The sequence below is a fragment of the Nocardia sp. BMG51109 genome (assembly GCF_000526215.1).
Classification (GTDB): Bacteria; Actinomycetota; Actinomycetes; order Mycobacteriales; family Mycobacteriaceae; genus Nocardia.
In genome coordinates, this window is the sequence record NZ_JAFQ01000004.1 from 7,690,497 (window position 1) to 7,707,774 (window position 17,278).

At 70.5% G+C, this 17,278-nt stretch carries 16 protein-coding genes and 1 pseudogene; 8 read left to right on the forward strand and 9 right to left on the reverse strand.

What is annotated here, in order from left to right; genetic code table 11:
• Positions 1–81: 81 nt before the first annotated feature.
• Both D892_RS0136170 and D892_RS0136175 read right to left on the reverse strand, forming a co-directional pair.
• Positions 82–1,386: a class I SAM-dependent RNA methyltransferase gene (locus tag D892_RS0136170; protein WP_036571110.1), complete on the reverse strand. Its 1,305-nt coding sequence runs from the start codon at positions 1,384–1,386 to the stop codon at positions 82–84.
• Between the two features lie 52 nt (positions 1,387–1,438).
• Positions 1,439–3,427, reverse strand: a complete 1,989-nt coding sequence (locus D892_RS0136175) for an APC family permease (protein ID WP_024805930.1) — start codon at positions 3,425–3,427, stop codon at positions 1,439–1,441.
• 221 nt (positions 3,428–3,648) lie between these two features.
• Between D892_RS0136175 and D892_RS0136180 the strand changes: the two genes are divergently transcribed.
• Both D892_RS0136180 and D892_RS0136185 read left to right on the forward strand, forming a co-directional pair.
• Complete coding sequence (locus D892_RS0136180; protein ID WP_024805931.1) at positions 3,649–4,320, forward strand: TrkA family potassium uptake protein; 672 nt, start codon at positions 3,649–3,651, stop codon at positions 4,318–4,320.
• On the forward strand, positions 4,317–5,123 hold the full coding sequence (locus D892_RS0136185; protein ID WP_024805932.1) for a TrkA family potassium uptake protein: 807 nt from the start codon (positions 4,317–4,319) through the stop codon (positions 5,121–5,123). Before D892_RS0136180 ends, D892_RS0136185 begins: the two co-directional genes overlap by 4 nt.
• 65 nt (positions 5,124–5,188) lie before the next feature.
• On the opposite strand, the gene D892_RS0136190 is transcribed toward D892_RS0136185, so the two are convergent.
• The 3 genes from D892_RS0136190 to D892_RS0136200 form a co-directional block, all read right to left on the reverse strand.
• Positions 5,189–5,818: a sigma-70 family RNA polymerase sigma factor gene (locus D892_RS0136190; protein WP_051500044.1), complete on the reverse strand. Its 630-nt coding sequence runs from the start codon at positions 5,816–5,818 to the stop codon at positions 5,189–5,191.
• Between the two features lie 185 nt (positions 5,819–6,003).
• Positions 6,004–6,612 carry a DUF3159 domain-containing protein gene (locus D892_RS42995; protein WP_051500046.1) on the reverse strand — a complete coding sequence of 203 codons (609 nt, stop codon included), beginning with the start codon at positions 6,610–6,612 and terminating at the stop codon, positions 6,004–6,006.
• Between the two features lie 147 nt (positions 6,613–6,759).
• Complete coding sequence (locus D892_RS0136200) at positions 6,760–7,176, reverse strand: OB-fold nucleic acid binding domain-containing protein (RefSeq protein ID WP_084161360.1); 417 nt, start codon at positions 7,174–7,176, stop codon at positions 6,760–6,762.
• 371 nt (positions 7,177–7,547) lie between these two features.
• Here D892_RS0136200 and D892_RS0136210 point away from each other — a divergent pair, with 371 nt between their 5' ends.
• The gene (locus D892_RS0136210) at positions 7,548–8,264 is read left to right on the forward strand and encodes an alpha/beta fold hydrolase (RefSeq protein ID WP_024805936.1); all 717 of its coding nucleotides are present in this window, start codon (positions 7,548–7,550) and stop codon (positions 8,262–8,264) included.
• 122 nt (positions 8,265–8,386) lie between these two features.
• Positions 8,387–8,845, forward strand: coding sequence for a nuclear transport factor 2 family protein (locus tag D892_RS0136215; RefSeq protein WP_024805937.1), 459 nt, complete (start codon positions 8,387–8,389; stop codon positions 8,843–8,845).
• Between the two features lie 12 nt (positions 8,846–8,857).
• Here D892_RS0136215 and D892_RS48995 read toward each other — a convergent pair.
• Positions 8,858–9,598: pseudogene (locus D892_RS48995) on the reverse strand (DUF3710 domain-containing protein); the annotation flags it as partial.
• 1,208 nt (positions 9,599–10,806) lie between these two features.
• Positions 10,807–11,277, reverse strand: a complete 471-nt coding sequence (gene dut, locus D892_RS0136225; RefSeq protein ID WP_051499333.1) for a dUTP diphosphatase — start codon at positions 11,275–11,277, stop codon at positions 10,807–10,809.
• Between the two features lie 214 nt (positions 11,278–11,491).
• On the opposite strand from dut, the gene D892_RS0136230 reads away from it, so the two are divergent.
• Positions 11,492–11,971, forward strand: a complete 480-nt coding sequence (locus D892_RS0136230) for a DUF3093 domain-containing protein (RefSeq protein WP_024805940.1) — start codon at positions 11,492–11,494, stop codon at positions 11,969–11,971.
• Between the two features lie 117 nt (positions 11,972–12,088).
• On the opposite strand, the gene D892_RS0136235 is transcribed toward D892_RS0136230, so the two are convergent.
• Complete coding sequence (locus D892_RS0136235) at positions 12,089–12,391, reverse strand: DUF4193 domain-containing protein (RefSeq protein ID WP_024805941.1); 303 nt, start codon at positions 12,389–12,391, stop codon at positions 12,089–12,091.
• Between the two features lie 556 nt (positions 12,392–12,947).
• Here D892_RS0136235 and cei point away from each other — a divergent pair.
• Positions 12,948–13,625, forward strand: coding sequence for an envelope integrity protein Cei (gene cei, locus D892_RS0136240; RefSeq protein ID WP_024805942.1), 678 nt, complete (start codon positions 12,948–12,950; stop codon positions 13,623–13,625).
• An 89-nt stretch (positions 13,626–13,714) separates the two neighbouring features.
• Here cei and D892_RS0136245 read toward each other — a convergent pair whose 3' ends face one another.
• Positions 13,715–14,638: an inositol monophosphatase family protein gene (locus D892_RS0136245; protein ID WP_369801792.1), complete on the reverse strand. Its 924-nt coding sequence runs from the start codon at positions 14,636–14,638 to the stop codon at positions 13,715–13,717.
• A gap of 169 nt (positions 14,639–14,807) precedes the next feature.
• On the opposite strand from D892_RS0136245, the gene ppgK reads away from it, so the two are divergent.
• Together ppgK and D892_RS0136255 are read left to right on the forward strand one after the other, a co-directional pair.
• Entirely contained in the window at positions 14,808–15,566 is a 759-nt protein-coding gene (gene ppgK, locus D892_RS0136250; RefSeq protein ID WP_024805944.1) for a polyphosphate--glucose phosphotransferase, read from the forward strand.
• A 227-nt stretch (positions 15,567–15,793) separates the two neighbouring features.
• Positions 15,794–17,143, forward strand: coding sequence for an RNA polymerase sigma factor (locus D892_RS0136255; RefSeq protein WP_232236248.1), 1,350 nt, complete (start codon positions 15,794–15,796; stop codon positions 17,141–17,143).
• The last annotated feature ends 135 nt before the right edge of the window (positions 17,144–17,278 follow it).

Below are 17,278 nucleotides of genomic sequence, written 5' to 3' on the forward strand. Positions count from 1 at the left end.
CCTCCTCCGAAACCGTTCGGCATCCTGGCGCGGAAACGGCGACATGTCGTCCGCGGACGGCGCCACATGCTTTGCGGACGTTCAGGATCCGAGGGGCTCCAGCAATGCCAGGCACTCGACGTGATGGGTAGCGGGGAAGGCGTCGAAGGCGCGTAGCCGGGTGACGCGGTATCCGGACTCGTGGTAGCAGCCGATGTCGCGGGCGAACGAGGCCGGATCGCAGCCGACATGGACGATGCGGGCGGGCGCGCAGGCGGTCAGGGCGGTGACCACCTCCTTGCCGGCGCCCGCTCGCGGCGGGTCGAGCACCACGACCTGCGGTGCGGCCGAGCCGATCCGGCCGGCCAGCCAGCGTTCCACGCGCTGCGCGGTCAGGTCCACCCAGGGCAGGTCGCGCAGGGCGGCGGCACCGTCGGCGACCGCCGAGCGCGCGGATTCGACGCCCTGCACCGCACCCCCGGCGCCGACCTGACCGGCCAGTCGCGCGGCGAAAACGCCCGCGCCGCTGTAGAGATCCCAGGCCGACGCGCCCGGCCCGGCAGCGGCCCACTCCGCCACCACATCCGAATAGCGTTGCGCCGCACCGGCGTGCGGCTGCCAGAAGCCGGTCGCCGAGACCTCCCAGCGACGGCCGTCCACGTACTGCACGGTGCGCCCGCTGCCCGAGACCACGCGTTCGGGCCGGGCCGCGTGCGCCGCCGACCGCCGGGCCGCGGTGCTGCGCCGGTCGCCGCCGCGGCGGTCCCGCTGCGACGACGGGGCGAGTTCCACGATGTGCCGCAGCCCGTCGCCGTCCACCGCCACCACGAGTTCGGCGCCGGGCGTCCAGGTGCGCTCGGCGATGCCGTCCATCGCCCCCGGAACCGGTTGCGGGCACCGCAGGTCCGCGATCGCCTCGGTGCTGCGGTACCGATGCACGCCCGCCCGGCCCGCGGCATCGACCGCAAGCCGGATCCGGGTGCGCCAGCCGCCGGACACCGAGCCGAACGCCCCGTCCGCCAACGGGATCGGCTCGACCTCCACCTTCGTCTCCCACCGCGCCAGCCGGCGCAGCTGCTCAGCCACCACCGCCGCCTTCAGCGCCCGTTGCGCCGGTGGCGTCGCGAAGGCGAAATCACAGCATCCCGCACCGCCCGGACCCGATACCGGACACGTCGCCGGCACCCGGTCCGGCGATGCCTCGACGATCTCGATCGCCTCGGCCCGGCAGAACGACTTGCCCCGGTCCTCGGTCACCCGCGCCCGCACCAGTTCCCCCGGCAGCCCGTGCCGGACGAACACGACCCGCCCCTCGTGCCGCGCCACACAGAAACCACCGTGCCCGGGCGCGCCCAGCCGGAGCTCGACGACCGACCCGGCCCAGTTCGATCCGCCGGCCGCGCTCACCGCGCACCCGCACCGGAAAACCGTTTCGGCACAGGACGAACCGAGTGCGTGCTCACGACCGCTCGCCGTACCCGCGCCGCACCGCACCCGGCGCGTTCTCGATACCCTGATCGGCCTTGGCCGACGAGGAACTCAGCTGCCACGGCACGCTGGTCACCATCACGCCGGGCTCGAACAGCAGCCTGCCCTTCAACCGCAGCGCACTCTGGTTGTGCAGCACCTGTTCCCACCAGTGCCCCACCACGTACTCGGGGATGAACACCGTCACCACATCGCGCGGCGAATCGCGCCGCACCCGCTTGACGTAATCGACCACCGGCTTGGTGATCTCGCGATACGGCGATTCGATCACCTTCAGCGGCACCGGAATATCGCTCTTCTCCCATTCGCGCACCAACTGCCGGGTGTCGGTCTCGTCGACGTTCACCGTCACCGCCTCGAGCACGTCCGGCCGCGTTGCCCGCGCGTAGCCGATCGCCCGCCGGGTCGGCAGGTGCAGCTTCGACACCAGCACGATCGAATGGGTCCGGCTCGGCAGCACGCCGTCCCACTCCTGCTCGTCCAGCTCCCGCGACACCGAATCATAGTGCCGGCGAATCATCTTCATCACCACGAAGATCGCCCCCATGGTGACGATCGCGATCCACGCTCCGGCCAGGAACTTGGTGACCAGCACGATCACCAACACCGAACCGGTGGCCACCAGGCCGAGCGCGTTGATCACCCGGGAGCGCTTCATCCGGGAACGCTGCGCCGGATCGGTCTCGGTCCGCAGCAGTCGCGTCCAGTGCCGCAGCATGCCGGTCTGGCTCAGCGTGAACGACACGAACACACCGATGATGTACAACTGAATCAACTTGGTGACCTCGGCGCCGAAGGCCACCACGAACGCGATCGCCGCGCCGGACAGGAACAGGATCCCGTTGCTGAATGCCAGCCGATCCCCCCGGGTGTGCAGCTGCCGGGGCAGAAAGCGGTTCTGCGCCAACACCGAACCGAGCACCGGGAACCCGTTGAACGCGGTGTTCGCCGCCAGCACCAGGATCAGCGCCGTCACTCCGGTGACGAAGTAGAACCCGACCGGGAACCCGCTGAACACGGCGTGTGCGATCTGCGCGATGAGAGTCTTCTGCTGGTATCCGGGAGGCGCGCCGATCAGCTGATCGGGATGCTCCGCGATGACCGCACCGATCCTGCGAGCCAGCACGATCATCCCGATGAACAGCGTGATCGCGATGATGCCGAGCATCAGCAGGGTGGTCGCGGCATTGCGCGACTTCGGCTTGCGGAAGGCCGGTACGCCGTTGCTGATCGCCTCCACTCCGGTCAGCGCGGCACACCCGGAGGAGAATGCCCGCGCCAGCAGGAACACCAGCGCGATCCCGAACAGGTGCTGGTCCTCGGCCCGCAGCTCGAACCCCGCCGACTCGGCGCGCACCTCATCGCCGAACACGAACACCCGCAGCAGCCCCCAGCCCAACATGCCGAACATGCCGAACAAGAACGCGTAGGCAGGAATCGCGAACGCGGTACCGGACTCGCGGATACCGCGCAGATTCATCGCCGTCAGCACCACGATGGCAACCACGGCGAACAACACCTTGTGCGTCCCGACGAACGGGATCGCCGACCCGATGTTGCTGGCGGCCGAGGCGATCGAGACCGCGACGGTCAGCACGTAGTCGACCAGCAGGGCGCTGCCGACCACCAGGCCGGCCGTTTCGCCGAGGTTGACGGTGGCGACCTCGAAATCTCCCCCACCCGATGGGTAGGCGTGCACGTTCTGCCGATAGCTGGCGACGACGATCGTCAGCACGACAGCCACCACGACACCGATCCACGGCGCGAAGACGAACGCCGACAATCCGCCCACCGACAGCACCAGGAAGATCTCCTCCGGTGCGTAGGCGACCGAGGACATCGGATCGGAGGCGAACACCGGCAGCGCGATCCGCTTGGGCAGCAAGGTATGCCCCAGCGAGTCGCTACGGAAAGGGCGGCCGACCACCATTCGCTTCGCGGCCGTCGTCAGCTTGGACACCCCGCGAGCATAAGGGAGTGCCGATCGGTCCGTCCGGCTGCCACGAATCGTCGGCGCAAACCGATTGCCGGACGGATGCCATCCCGGCGTCGTTCTCGTCTCGTCGCGGTTTGAAGCCCGCCCGGAGGGGGAAAGTGGGTGTCGTCGATGGTCGGCGGGTACCGTTCGTGCACGGGAAAACCAGACCACGCATCACGGTTTTCGGAATTGGGGTTGGCACGGTGTACGTAGTGATCATGGGGTGTGGCCGGGTCGGCTCCTCGCTCGCGCGCGCCCTGGTCCGGGTCGGTCACGAGGTGGCCGTGATCGACCGGGACTCCAGCGCGTTCCTGCGCCTGGGCAAGGACTTCGCCGGTGACCGGATCACCGGTGTCGGCTTCGACCGGGATGTGCTGGAGCGCGCGGGAATCGGGCGGGCCGGCGCCTTCGCGGCGGTCTCCTCCGGCGACAACTCCAACATCATCTCGGCCCGGGTGGCCCGGGAGACCTTCGGGGTGGAGCGCGTGGTGGCCCGCATCTACGACGCCAAGCGCGCGGCCGTCTACGAGCGCCTGGGCATCCCGACCATCGCGACGGTGCCGTGGACGACGGACCGTTTCCTGCGCACGCTGCTCGACGAGGACGGCGGCACCACCTGGCGCGACCCCACCGGCACGGTGGCGGTCACCGAACTCGGCCTGCACGAGGACTGGTACGGCCGCACGGTCCGGGAACTGGAGGACACGATCGGCGCCCGGGTGGCCTTCCTGATCCGCTTCGGGCAGGGCGTCCTGCCCACCGGCAAGACCGTCTTGCAGGCCGACGACACCGTGTACGTCGCGGCCACCTCCGGCAGCGTCGGCGCGGCCGTCGCGCTGGCCGCCACATCTCCGTCGAGCGAGGACAAGTCGTGAAGGTAGCGATCGCCGGGGCCGGCGCGGTCGGCCGATCCATCGCCCAGGAACTGCTACGCGGCGGCCACGAGGTGATGCTGCTGGAACGCCGCATAGATCACGTCGACCCGGCCGCCGGGTCCGATGCGGCGTCCGCGGCTCCCCCCGTGGCTACGCAAGCCACCGCCTCCGGTCGCGTCGCTCCCGCTGGGTCCGATGCGGCTCCCTCCGTGGTGACGCGGGCTGCCGCCTCCGGTCGCGTCGCTTCCGCCGTGACATGGGTGCACGGCGACGCCTGCGAGCTGGAACTGCTCGAGGAGGCCCGGCTGCAGGATCACGAGGTGGTGATCGCCGCCACCGGCGACGACAAGGCGAATCTGGTGTTCAGCCTGCTCGCCAAGACCGAGTTCGGGGTGCGGCGGGTGGTGGCCCGGGTCAACGATCCGCGCAACGAGTGGCTGTTCGACAGTTCCTGGGGCGTCGACGTCGCGGTGTCGACGCCGCGACTGCTGGCCTCGCTGGCCGAGGAGGCCGTCTCGGTCGGCGATCTGGTCCGGCTGATGACGCTGCGGCGGGGCCAGGCCAATCTGGTGGAGATCACCCTCCCGGCCGACACCCCGCTGGCCGGGCGGGCGGTGCGCAGCCTGGCGCTGCCGCGCGACGTCGCCCTGGTCACGATCCTGCGCGGCGGCCGGGTCATCGTCCCGCAGGCCGACGACCCGCTCGAAGGCGACGACGAACTGCTCTTCGTGGCCGCGGTCGAAACCGAGGACGAACTCCGTAAGGCGTTGGGCGTCAACGGCTTCGACGCGGCCGCGGAGTAGCCGTTCGACGTGCGCGGCGGACGCCGGAGGGTCCTGGCGAACTCCCGCGCGCCCGCACGTGCGGGTCAGCGCACCACCTTCAGCTCGGCGCGCAGCTTGTTCAGCGCCCGGTGCTGCATCACCCGCACGACGCCCGGGCTGGTGCCGATCGCCTCCGCGGTCTGTGCCGCGGTCCAGCCCAGCACGATCCGCATCACCAGCACCTCGCGGTGCGCGGGCGCCAGCACCTTCATCAGTTCGCGGGTGGCACGCCGCCGCTCGGACACCAGCGCCATCTCCTCCGGGCCCGCCGCCGTGCACGGCTCGTCCGGGAATTCGGCGACCGGGTAGGCCGGATGCTGCTGGGCGCGGCGGAACGCGTCGGCCACCTTGTTGGCGGAGATGCCGTAGACGAATGCCAGGAACGACTTGCCCTGATCGCGGTAGCGCGGGATGGCCTGCACGGTCGCGATGCAGATCTCCTGGGCGATGTCCTCGGCGGTGACGTGCAGGTGCCCGCCCCCGCCGATCCGGGCCGCGCAGTAACGCCGCACGAGCGGCTGCACGATCTTGACGATGTCGTTCACCGCCTGCCGGTCTCCCGCGGCGGCCGGCCCGATCAACCGGTCCAGCTCGGCCGCGGCCCGGCGGCTCTCCGAGCCGACGGCGCCGGTCTTGGGCGACCTGGTGCCCCGGCCCCGCGGCCGTTCCTGCAACGCCACCGTGCTGTTCTCGGTACCCACTGGCGGATCCTTTCGCCGATCGCTGATCTCACCAACGATCGTGCGACTATCCGGGGTCTCGAAATAGGTACCCCAGGGGTGGGTTCCACCCCACCTGGATGCGCTCGGCGCCCCCAAAGGTGTGGGCACGCGCGGCAGTTCGGCTCCGACCGGGCGATTCAGTCCGGACGAGCCTGATGCCGGCCCGAGCGGGCGCCGGCCCGCGCGGGCAGATGGCCCGCCCGGCGCACCGCCCACACGGTGACCAGCAGCGCGATCGCGGTCAGCGGCCAGCCCATGGCGATGCGGGCCACCGCGAGCAGTCCGGTGGCGTCGTCGTCGTACAGCTGCGACTGGACGAGGTAGCGGGCGCCGAACACCAGCACCCACACCGCGGTGGCCAGGTCGTAGAGGTGCAACACCCGCCGGTCGGAGCGCCAGTCGGTGCCGTGGCCGTTGAGCAGCCCCCAGATCACGCCGGCCAGCGGCCAGCGCACCAGCAGCGACGCCAGGAACACCGCCCCGTACACCAGGCTGGTCCAGATGCCGAAGGCGAAGAAACCCTTCGCGGCACCCATCCGGTAGGCGATGAACGCGCAGACGCCGACGCCGATGAAGCCGGAGATGGCCGGCTGGATCGCGTCGCGACGGACCAGCCGCCACACCAGGATCGCCGCCGCGACGCCCAGCGCCGCCCAGATGGCCGCGGTCAATCCCCCCAGCGCATTGACGGGGACGAACACCACCACGGGCAGCGTCGAGTAGACCAGTCCGCTCAGGCCGCCCATCTGGTCCAGCAGGGTCTGCTGCGGCGCCTCCTCGCGCTCGGCCTCGTAGTCGGCCTCGTAGTCGTCGTCGGCGGGCTCGGCGGCCCGCCCGCTGTCGGCGACCGCGGCGCGCTCGGGCCCGTCGTCGCTGCTGGGAATCGGCATGCGTCAGGAATTCTCGCGTAGTTCGTAGTAGGGGTTGAAGATCACCTTGGCCCCATCACGTTCCCCGATGCGACCGCGGACCAGGATACGGCGTCCCGACTCGATTCCCGGGATGCGTCGTCGCCCGATCCACACCAGCGTGACCGCATCGGTGCCGTCGTAGAACTCGGCCTGCAGATTGGCGCCCGCCGCCTTCGGGCACGCCTCCACGCTGCGCAGCTTGCCCAGCATGGTGACCTCCTCGCCACGCCGGCATTCGTCCGCCCGGCACGCCCCGGAGGCCTCGGACGTCTCGGCCAGTTCTTCGGCGTCGAGGCGGTCCAGATCGGCTGTCAGCCGACGGCCCAACCGCCGGAAATATCCGCTGTCCGGCCCCACCTTGATTCCGGAGCCGGCCCTGTTACCGCCTGTGAAAGGCATTTCGCACACTTCCTGCACTGCAGACGGCGTGGATCACACGTCGTCGGGTATCCCATACGACCGGCCGACCGGCCGTATGCCGCCAACTGTAGATGGGCAGTTCCGGCCCCGCCACGCGAGGCTGCCCACGCCGGGTGAGTACCCCATATGCAGCGATTTTCCACCTCGGTCCCACAGCCGTGGCGCACGTCACCGACGAGGTTGCCGACACGCCCGGAAACCCGGTGATCGCGGCCGCGCGGCGGGCATCCGGAGACGGTGCGGCCCGGTAGTTCCGGCCCCGCACACCCGGTCGCGAACGCCGTTGTCTCCGGCGGCGCCGGGCGCGGTCCTCACCGGCACCGCCGGCGGTGCCGCGTAGGCTTCGGCACGTGCCCGATCTACCCCGCCCGGCGCTCGTCGTCGCCCTGCCCGGCACCGGATCCGACGCCGATTTCGCCCGCCGCGCCTTCGGGCCGGCCTGTGCCGCACTGGATCTGCCGTTCCTCGCCGTCGAACCGGATCCGCGCGCGGTGGTGGACAGCTGCCGCGCCGCGCTGGACACCGCGGCCCGCTCCGGGCCGGTGCTGGCCGCCGGTATCTCGCTGGGCGCCGCCATCGCGGTCGAATGGGCCCGCGCGCGAACCGATTCCGCCTTCGGGGTGATCGCCGCGCTGCCGGCCTGGACCGGCTCCGACACCGCCGAGTGCCCGGCGGCCATCAGTGCCGCCACCACCGCCGCGCAGTTGCGCGCCGACGGCCTGGACGCGGTCGTGGAACGCATGACCGGCAGCAGCCCGGCCTGGCTGGGCGCGGCGCTGAGCCAGTCGTGGGCGGCGCAGTGGCCGCACCTGCCCGACGCCCTCGACGAGGCCGCGACCTACTCCTGGCCGGCCCCGGAAACCCTTGCCGCACTGCATGTCCCGGCGACCATCGTGACCGCCGTCGACGATCCCGTGCATCCGCTGCCGGTCGCCGAACAGTGGGCCGCCCTGATTCCCCGGGCGGAGCTGCACCGCATCACCCTCGCCGAACTCGGCGCCGATCCCGCGATCCTCGGCTGCCGCGGCCTGTCCCGCCTCGCCGGACGCCAAGCGACACACCGATAATCGACCGGGAACGGCGGCGTGCCTGCCGCGGATGCCGGCGGCGCGAGCCGAATCTCCTGCGGCCCAATCGCTTTACCTCGGAGGTAATCGACCGGCACGACCGCACCGGGCATCGTGATCTCATGATCATCGAAGCCGGGGGCACGACCCGGGCCATCGTGCAGGAGTTGCTCCGCCGCATCGCCGCGGGCGACCCCGGACGGATCGCCGAACTGTATGCGCCGGAGGTCGACTGGAAGGTGAACTGGCCCGAGGCCGAGCACGGCCGCGCCGCCACGCCGTGGATCGTCCACCGCCGCACCCGCGACGACATCGCCGCCCACTACCGGCAACTCGCCGCGCACCACGACCCCGAACAGGTGGCGACGGTGATCGAACGCATCCTCGTCGACGGCCCGGATGCCGTGGTGCTCGGCGAGATCCGGCAGACCGCCCTGGCTACGGACCGCCCCTACCGCGCCCGCTTCGCCCTTCACCTGACCGTCGACAACGGCCTGGTCACCCGCCAGCACATCTACGAGGACAGCCTCGCCGTGGCCCGGGCATTCGACGACCCCCCTCGACCACCGGGCAACACCTGAAAGCGGACGCGATCAGTTGTGGCCCAGCTGCTGCATGGCCGAGCCCTCGACGCCGCGGCGGGGTTGCGGGGGCTGGTCCGGGGTGATCACCGGGTGCTGGCCGGTGGCGTGGGCCCGTGCCGCAGCTGCCTGCTCGGCCGCCGCCTGCTGCTGGGCCTGCATCTGCTGCTCGTGAGCGGCCGTCAGCTGGTCGGCCAGCTGCTGGGGCAGCACCACCGGAAGCGGCTCGCGTACCGGCAGCGGCTCCTCGCCGCGGCGCACCACGGTCTCGGCGACGACCGCGCGGGCGGCCTGCACCAGCGGGCGGCCCTCGTCCACCGAACCGGACGGGCCGGCCGCGACCAGGCGCAGCATCCAGCGATAGCCGTCCACGCCGATGAACCGCAGATCGGCGCCCTCGGTCACGGCGTATAGCTCACGGCCCCACGGACCGGCCTGGACCGATACCTGCGCGCCGTCCTTGCGCAGCGACTCGCTCAGATCGTTGACCACCGAGCGCCACTGCCCCGGTGACTTCGGGGCGGCATAGGCGGCCACCGTCAGGCGGCCGTGCTCGGTGGCCAGATGCACCGCCTGCGGGGTGCCCTCGGGCGTCATCTCGACCTGCAACTGGCCGCCGTCGGGCACCGGCAGGATGACCGAGCCCAGGTCCAGTCGCTGATCGTTGATGTCGTCGAGCAGATCGGCGACGTCCTCGTAGTCGTACGGACCGGAGCCGGACTGCTGCTCGCCACGCCCGACGGCCTCGTACTCCCCGGTCCGGTACGCGGGCTGCTCGTGCTCACCCGTCCGGTACGCGGGCTGCTCGTGCTCACCCGTCCGGTACGCAGGCTGCTCGTGCTCACCCGTCCGGTACGCGGGCTGCTCGTGCTCCCCCGTCCGGTACGCAGGCTGCTCGTGCTCCCCAGTTCGGTACGCAGGCTGCTCGTGCTCCCCAGTTCGGTACGCAGGCTGCTCATGCTCACCCGTCCGGTACGCAGGCTGCTCATGCTCCCCAGTCCGATACCCGGCCTGCTCACGCTGATCCGTGCGATACCCGGGCTGCCCATGCTGGCCTGTCCGATACGCGGGCTGTTCATGCTCACCCGTGCGGTACCCGGGCTGCTCACGCTGATCCGTGCGATACCCCGGCTGCCCATGCTGGCCTGTCCGATACGCGGGCTGCTCGTGCTCACCCGTGCGGTACCCGGGCTGCTCACGCTGATCCGTGCGATACCCCGGCTGCCCATGCTGGCCTGTCCGATACGCGGGCTGCTCGTGCTCACCCGTGCGGTACCCGGGCTGCTCACGCTGATCCGTGCGATACCCCGGCTGCCCATGTTGGCCTGTCCGATACGCGGGCTGCTCGTGCTCACCCGTGCGGTACCCGGGCTGCTCACGCTGATCCGTGCGATACCCCGGCTGCCCATGTTGGCCCGTCGGATACCCGGCCTGCTCACGCTGGCCCGGGCTATACCCGGGCTGCTCGCGCTGATCGGGGCGATACCCCGGCTGCGCATGCTGGCCCGTCCGATACCCAGCCTGCTCACGCTGATCCGGGCTATACCCGGGCCGCTCATGCTGACCGGTCCGGTAGCCGGGTTGCACATGCTGACCCGTCCGATACTCAGGTTGCGCATACTGACCGGTTCGGTACCCGGGCTGCTCATGCTCACCTGTCCGGTATCCGGGCTGCTCACGCTGCTCCTGCGGGTACCCGGCCTGCTCGGGCCGACCGGCCTGATATCCGGGCTGCTCGTACTGGCCCGTCCGATACCCGGACCGGTAGTAATCGTCTGCGCCGGACGCGGTTCGGGCGTCGTCCGCGTATCCGTAGTCGGCGTCGTACCCGCCCTCGGCGTACTCCGGGCCGGCGTAGCCCGACTCGTCGTACTCGACCTCGTCGTACCAGTCGTCCTCGTAGCGTCCCCGTCTCGGGGGGTAATCGTCTCCGGCCTGCTTCTTCTTCCGCCCGAACATCGTCATGCCTCCTCGCCGGCAGGCGCACCGGCCGCCTCCGCGGCCAGGCTCGCATGCCCGCCGCTGGACCCGTGTCCACCCGTGCCGCGCGCGGTGTCGTCGAGCCGATCGACCGCCACGAAATCCACCAGCTCCACCCGCTGCACCACCAGCTGCGCGATGCGGTCGCCGCGGCGCAGCTCGATCGGGGTGCGCGGGTCGTGGTTGATCAGGCAGACCTTGATCTCACCGCGATATCCGGCGTCGATCGTGCCGGGGGTGTTGACGATCGACAGTCCGGTCTTGGCCGCCAGCCCGGAACGCGGATGGATCAGGCCGACCGTGCCGATCGGAAGCGCCACTGCCACACCCGTGCCGACGAGCATCCGCTCGCCCGGCTCCAGGATGACATCTTCGGTGGTGCACAGGTCCACGCCCGCGTCACCCGGATGCGCGCGGGTGGGTGCGGGGATGCCGGGATCGAGCCGCAGCATGGGGATGGGTGGAATACCGGTCACGTACAGCGAGACTACGCGGTTGCTCCTCGCCCGTTGCGAGGACATGGCAGGATGCCCGCCCCCGGGCACGGCCACGAAACAACCTGCTCCCGCCGCGATCGAGCCGGGCGCGCCGAACTAGTCTGGGGACGTGTCCGACCAGCCCGCGGCATCCCCCGAGTCCGCTCCCTCCGCCACACCCCCAGAGACCATGAGCCGACCCGAGACCGCCGCCTACAGCGAGCGGCTGTGGGTGCCGTGGTGGTGGTGGCCCATCGGCCTGGCGATCGCGGGCCTGCTGGCGGCCGAGGTCCACATGGGCGCGCCGGGCGTCCGGGCCTGGCTGCCGTACGTCCTGCTGCTGCCGGTGCCGGTGTGGGCGCTGCTGTGGCTGAGCCGCCATCGGGTGGAGGTCGGGCCGGATGCGGACGGAACGGCCGAATTGCGCGCGGACCGTGCACATCTGCCGGTAACGTATGTGGCCCGGGCGGCGGCGGTCCCGGGCAGCGCCAAGAGCGCGGCGCTGGGCAGGCAGCTCGACCCGGCCGCCTACGTTCAGCATCGACCCTGGATCGGGTCGCTGATATTGCTCGTACTCGACGACCCCGACGATCCGACGCCGTACTGGCTGATCAGTACGCGCCGACCGGACCGGGTCCTGAAAGCATTGGGCGTGCGCAACGCGGGCTGACCGGCGCCGAAAGGCCGGTCGACCTGCGCCGGGCACACGCCGGTCTCGGCCGCGCCCGGCGAACCGGGCGCGAGCCGGCGAAATTACTCCGGTGCCGAATGATCCGGTGCCGAATGATCAGGCTGCACAATCCATGCAGACCGGCTGACCACCGGATTCGCTGGCGAGCCGGCTGCGGTGATGAACCAGAAAACAGCTCGAGCAGGTGAACTCGTCGGCCTGCTTCGGGATCACCCGGACCGACAGCACTTCCTCGGACAGATCTGCGCCGGGAAGTTCGAACGATTCCGCGGTGTCGCTGTCGTCGACGTCCACGACGGCGGACGCGGCCTCGTTGCGACGAGCCTTCAGCTCCTCCAGCGAGTCCTCCGACACCTCGTCGGACTCAGTACGCCTCGGTGCGTCATAGTCGGTTGCCATGTCGTCTTCCCCTCGTCCTTACTCCGTATATCCCGGACCGGCCCCGCCGCGGCCGACCCCTTGGGAATCGGCTCGGCGAGCGCCGTCCCGCCGGTGGCGTACATCACGTGTACACCTGTCGCCGACCGGGCCAGGCCTGGCGGACCTGTACCGGATCGCGCTCGGTCAACGCAGGACATGCCCTGGTTGTTCCCGAAAACTCGGCCTTGATTCACATCGTTCGATTCGAATCGGCCGCCAGACAATAGCGGACACGGGAGCAAAAGTCGCAATCAAAACACAAGCGAGTCGAAACCGACGAGTAATCGTCATCGCCACCCGTACACACCCCCATTCCGTGCCCGGGCGTCGAACGAATCGTTACCCGGGCGATATCTACCGCATACCCCGCGACACCCCGCGATACGCCGTCATACCCCGCGATACGCCGTCATACCCCGCGATACGCCGTCATACCCCGCGGTAGGCCGTCGAGCGGCCTGCCGCGTCCGCCCCGCTTCCGCCACGCAGGCGTCCGCGCGCACGATCGCCCGGCACGAACTCGTAAGGTGTGCGTGTGGTTTCACTGATCACCGAAGGCCGCGCCGCCGACGACAAAGGGCGCCCGTACTCGCGCCGCCGATATCAGCCCTGGGTAGCCCTGGTGGCGATCCTGGCATTGATCTCCGCGATCGTGTGGATCAAGGCGATGACCACCGAGGCGGAGAGCCATGCGGCGATGGCCTGCAACTCCCCCACACCGGCTGCCGACCCGAACGCCAAGCAGCCGGAGCCGCTGGGGCAGCGGGTGCCGGCGTCGCGGCTGCAGGATGTGGAACCGGCGCCGCTGACGCAGTCCAAGGTCCGCGTCTACAACGCCTCCGGACAGCGCGGCCTGGCCGAGCACATCGCCTCCCGACTGCGCGATCTGGGATTCGCCAGCCCGCCCGCGCCGCAGTTCTCCAACGATCCGGTCTACGTCAACGGCGACCTGGTCTGCACCGGTCAGATCCGGTTCGGCGTCGACGGCCGGCAGGCCGCGGCGGCCGTGCAGCTGGTGGCGCCCTGCGCGGAGCTGGTCGAGGACAAGCGCGCCGACGACACCGTCGACCTGGCGCTCGGCTCGGTGTTCGGCAACGAGGTGCGCCCGTCCACCGACGCCGAGGAGGTGCTGCGCTCACTGAAGAATCCGGCGCCGGGCGGACCGGCGATCGACTCGACGCTGCTCGAGGCGGCCCGCAAGGGAACGTGCTGATCCGGAGCCCGGTCGCCGCCGCGGGCGACCGGGCCGGCCGTGGGCCGCGCTCCGCCGTGCAGGATCGTTGCTCGGCCGGCGGGGATCGTTCAGCCCTCCGGAATCGCCTTCGACACGCCGAGCCGATCGAACAGATCGAGCAATTCTCCGGCGATCCCCGGCGCCGCGGCCACCACCAGCTCGCCGGTGCCGCCGGCCGTCCCCGCCGGCGGCAGGACCAGGCGGGCGCCGGCCTCGGCGGCGACGAGCGCTCCGGCGGCCCAGTCCCAGGTGTTGAGCCCGTGCTCGTAGTGCGCGTCGACGCGGCCGGCGGCCACCATGCACAGGTCGAGGGCGGCCGAACCCATCCGGCGGATATCGCGCACGTGCGGCAGCAGTTCGGCGATCAGCCTGCCCTGCCGGGCGCGCCGGGCCGCCCCGTAGCCGAAGCCGGTCGCCAGCAGCGTCATACCGACCGATTCGATCTCGTTGCAGCGCAGCGTGTGCGCCGTTCCGTCGGGGTCGGTCCGGGTGGCGCCGGCGCCCAGTCCGGCGCTGTAGGTCTGCCCGGCGACGACATCCACCACCGCGCCGGCGAGCGACCGCCCGCCGCGCATCGCGCCGACCGATACCGCGTAGGCGGGGATGCCGTACATGAAGTTCACGGTGCCGTCGATCGGATCCACCACCCACACCACCTGCTCGGCGTCCCCCACGCTGCCGCCACCCTCCTCCCCCAGCACCCGCTCGCCCGGCCGCAGCTCGGCGAGCAGCCGCCGGATCAACTGCTCGGTCTCGGTGTCGACCACCGTTACCGGATCGGTGGGCGAGCTCTTGGCCCGCACGGCGCCCGATGCGGCCGCGCCCGGCCCGAAGACCTCGGGGCGGCGGGCCCGCACGTGCGCGGCCGCGGTCTGTGCCAGATGCACTGCGACACGGCGCAATTCGGCGATATCGTCGGGGGCGGCAGGGTCCGGGGCAGTCCGGGGCCGATCGGCCGCGGCGGCGGGCGGTGAGGGATTCGTTTCGCGCACGACACCCATCGCAGCACAGATCTCACACAACGCGCATCAGGCTGGTCCGGCACGACCCGTAGCGGCGGGCCGGACGCGGTGGGTGAGACCATGTTTCGACACAAAGCCGTGTATCGTGCCGCGCGCACCTGCGATCAGGCCGGCACCACAGGGAACGAGGAGACCGTCAATGTCCGCTCGGGGGCAAGCATTCGGGATAGACATCGGGGGGAGCGGCGTCAAGGGCGCGGCCGTGGATCTGAGCACCGGCGAACTCGCCCACGAACGCATCAAGATCGCCACGCCGCAGCCCTCGACACCGAACGCCGTCGCCGAGACGGTGGCCGAGCTGGTCACCCGGGCCGCCTGGGACGGCCCCGTCGGCATCACGCTGCCCAGCGTCGTCGTCAACGGCATCGCGCGCACCGCCGCCAATATCGACAAGGCATGGATCGACACCGACGCGCGGCAGTTGTTCTCCGTGGCACTGGGCGGGCGCGAGGTGGTGGTGCTCAACGATGCCGACGCGGCCGGGCTGGCCGAGGACCGCTACGGCGCGGCGCGCGATATCGACGGCCTGGTCATGCTGCTGACCTTCGGGACGGGGATCGGTTCCGCGCTGCTGTACCACGGCACGCTGGTGCCCAATACCGAGTTCGGCCACATCGAGGTCGGCGGCAAGGAGGCCGAGCACCGCGCCGCCTCCTCGGTGAAGGAACGAAAAAAGCTGTCCTACAAGGACTGGTCCGCACAGGTGACCAAGGTGCTCGTCACGCTCGAGAACCTGCTCTGGCCGGACGTGTTCGTCGCCGGTGGCGGCATCAGCCGCGACGCCGAGGCATGGATTCCGTTGCTGGGCAACCGGACTCCGGTCGTCGCGGCGCATCTGCGGAATACCGCGGGCATCGTCGGGGCCGCCATGGCCGCCGATACCGGTCTCGCGCCATGATCGGAGGCGAACCGCCAGCGAGGCTGCGGCATAGCACTCGGTCCGGATCGTTACAATGGAACGCATGACCGGCGGTGAGCCGGAACCCGAACCCGGCCGGAGAGCCGGGCTGAACCCGACAGAACCGCTCCGCCGGAAGAATAATCTGGCGTGACGCCGCACGAGACCGTCACGAAAGGGCGTACGTGGTAGCCACGAATACCCGAGAGACCGCCGAATCGGCCGACATGGAATCCCCTGCCGCCGACTCCTCCGAAAGCAGCACAGCACGGCCGGTCAAGAAGGCTGCCGCCAAAAAGGCTCCCGCCAAGAAGACCGCCGCGAAGAAGGCACCCGCCAAGAAGGCCCCGGCAAAAGCGGCCAAGAAAGCACCGGCCAAGAAGGCCGCTGCGAAGAAGGCCGCGCCCGGCGCCGAGAACGCATCGGGCGAGGCCGTCGACGACGAGTCGATCGAACTCGACGACCTGGACACCCTCGAGGTCACCGACGACGACCTGGCCGAGGACGGCGAACTCGTCGCGGAGGCGGTCACCGTCGCCGACGACGAGGACGAGGCCGACGAGCCGACCGAGAAGGACAAGGCCTCCGGCGACTTCGTCTGGGACGAGGAGGAGTCCGAGGCGCTGCGGCAGGCCCGCAAGGACGCCGAGCTCACCGCCTCCGCCGACTCGGTGCGCGCCTATCTCAAGCAGATCGGCAAGGTCGCGCTGCTCAACGCCGAGGAGGAGGTCGAACTCGCCAAACGCATCGAGGCCGGCCTGTACGCCACCGAGAAGCTGCGGGAACTCTCCGACAAGGGCGAGAAGCCGGCCGTCCAGGTCCGGCGCGACCTGAACTGGATCATGCGCGACGGCAACCGCGCGAAGAACCACCTGCTGGAGGCCAACCTCCGGCTCGTGGTCTCGCTCGCCAAGCGCTACACCGGCCGCGGCATGGCCTTCCTGGACCTGATCCAGGAGGGCAACCTGGGCCTGATCCGCGCCGTGGAGAAGTTCGACTACACCAAGGGCTACAAGTTCTCCACGTACGCCACCTGGTGGATCCGGCAGGCCATAACACGCGCCATGGCCGACCAGGCCCGGACGATCCGCATTCCGGTGCACATGGTCGAGGTCATCAACAAGCTGGGCCGTATCCAGCGCGAGCTGCTGCAGGACCTGGGCCGCGAGCCCACGCCCGAGGAGCTCGCCAAGGAAATGGACATCACCCCGGAGAAGGTCCTCGAGATCCAGCAGTACGCCCGCGAGCCCATCTCGCTGGATCAGACCATCGGCGACGAGGGCGATTCGCAGCTGGGCGATTTCATCGAGGATTCCGAGGCGGTCGTCGCGGTCGACGCGGTGAGCTTCACGCTGCTGCAGGACCAGCTGCAGTCGGTGCTGGAGACGCTGTCCGAGCGTGAGGCCGGCGTGGTGCGGCTGCGCTTCGGCCTGACCGACGGCCAGCCCCGCACCCTCGACGAGATCGGCCAGGTGTACGGCGTGACCCGCGAGCGCATCCGTCAGATCGAATCGAAGACGATGAGCAAGCTGCGCCACCCCAGCCGGTCGCAGGTCCTGCGCGACTACCTGGACTGAGCGCGACACCCGCATCGGGCGCCCCCGCGGACGGGTCCGCGGGGGCGTCCTGCTTTCGGTGCGGGTACCGCGGCCGGACCCGGCCCGCCACCCGCGGCCACCCCGCGTGAGCGGCTCGGCCGCAACCGGATCCAC

Excerpts from the sequence above, each read along its gene's own strand:
- D892_RS0136215 (WP_024805937.1), top strand. The coding sequence starts at position 8,387 with ATGATCATCGAAGCCGGGGGCACGACCCGGGCCATCGTGCAGGAGTTG.
- ppgK (WP_024805944.1), top strand. The coding sequence starts at position 14,808 with ATGTCCGCTCGGGGGCAAGCATTCGGGATAGACATCGGGGGGAGCGGC.
- D892_RS0136230 (WP_024805940.1), top strand. The coding sequence starts at position 11,492 with ATGAGCCGACCCGAGACCGCCGCCTACAGCGAGCGGCTGTGGGTGCCG.
- D892_RS42995 (WP_051500046.1), bottom strand. The coding sequence starts at position 6,612 with ATGGGCGGCCTGAGCGGACTGGTCTACTCGACGCTGCCCGTGGTGGTG.
- D892_RS0136200 (WP_084161360.1), bottom strand. The coding sequence starts at position 7,176 with ATGCCTTTCACAGGCGGTAACAGGGCCGGCTCCGGAATCAAGGTGGGG.
- D892_RS0136255 (WP_232236248.1), top strand. The coding sequence starts at position 15,794 with ATGGAATCCCCTGCCGCCGACTCCTCCGAAAGCAGCACAGCACGGCCG.
- dut (WP_051499333.1), bottom strand. The coding sequence starts at position 11,277 with ATGCTGCGGCTCGATCCCGGCATCCCCGCACCCACCCGCGCGCATCCG.
- D892_RS0136235 (WP_024805941.1), bottom strand. The coding sequence starts at position 12,391 with ATGGCAACCGACTATGACGCACCGAGGCGTACTGAGTCCGACGAGGTG.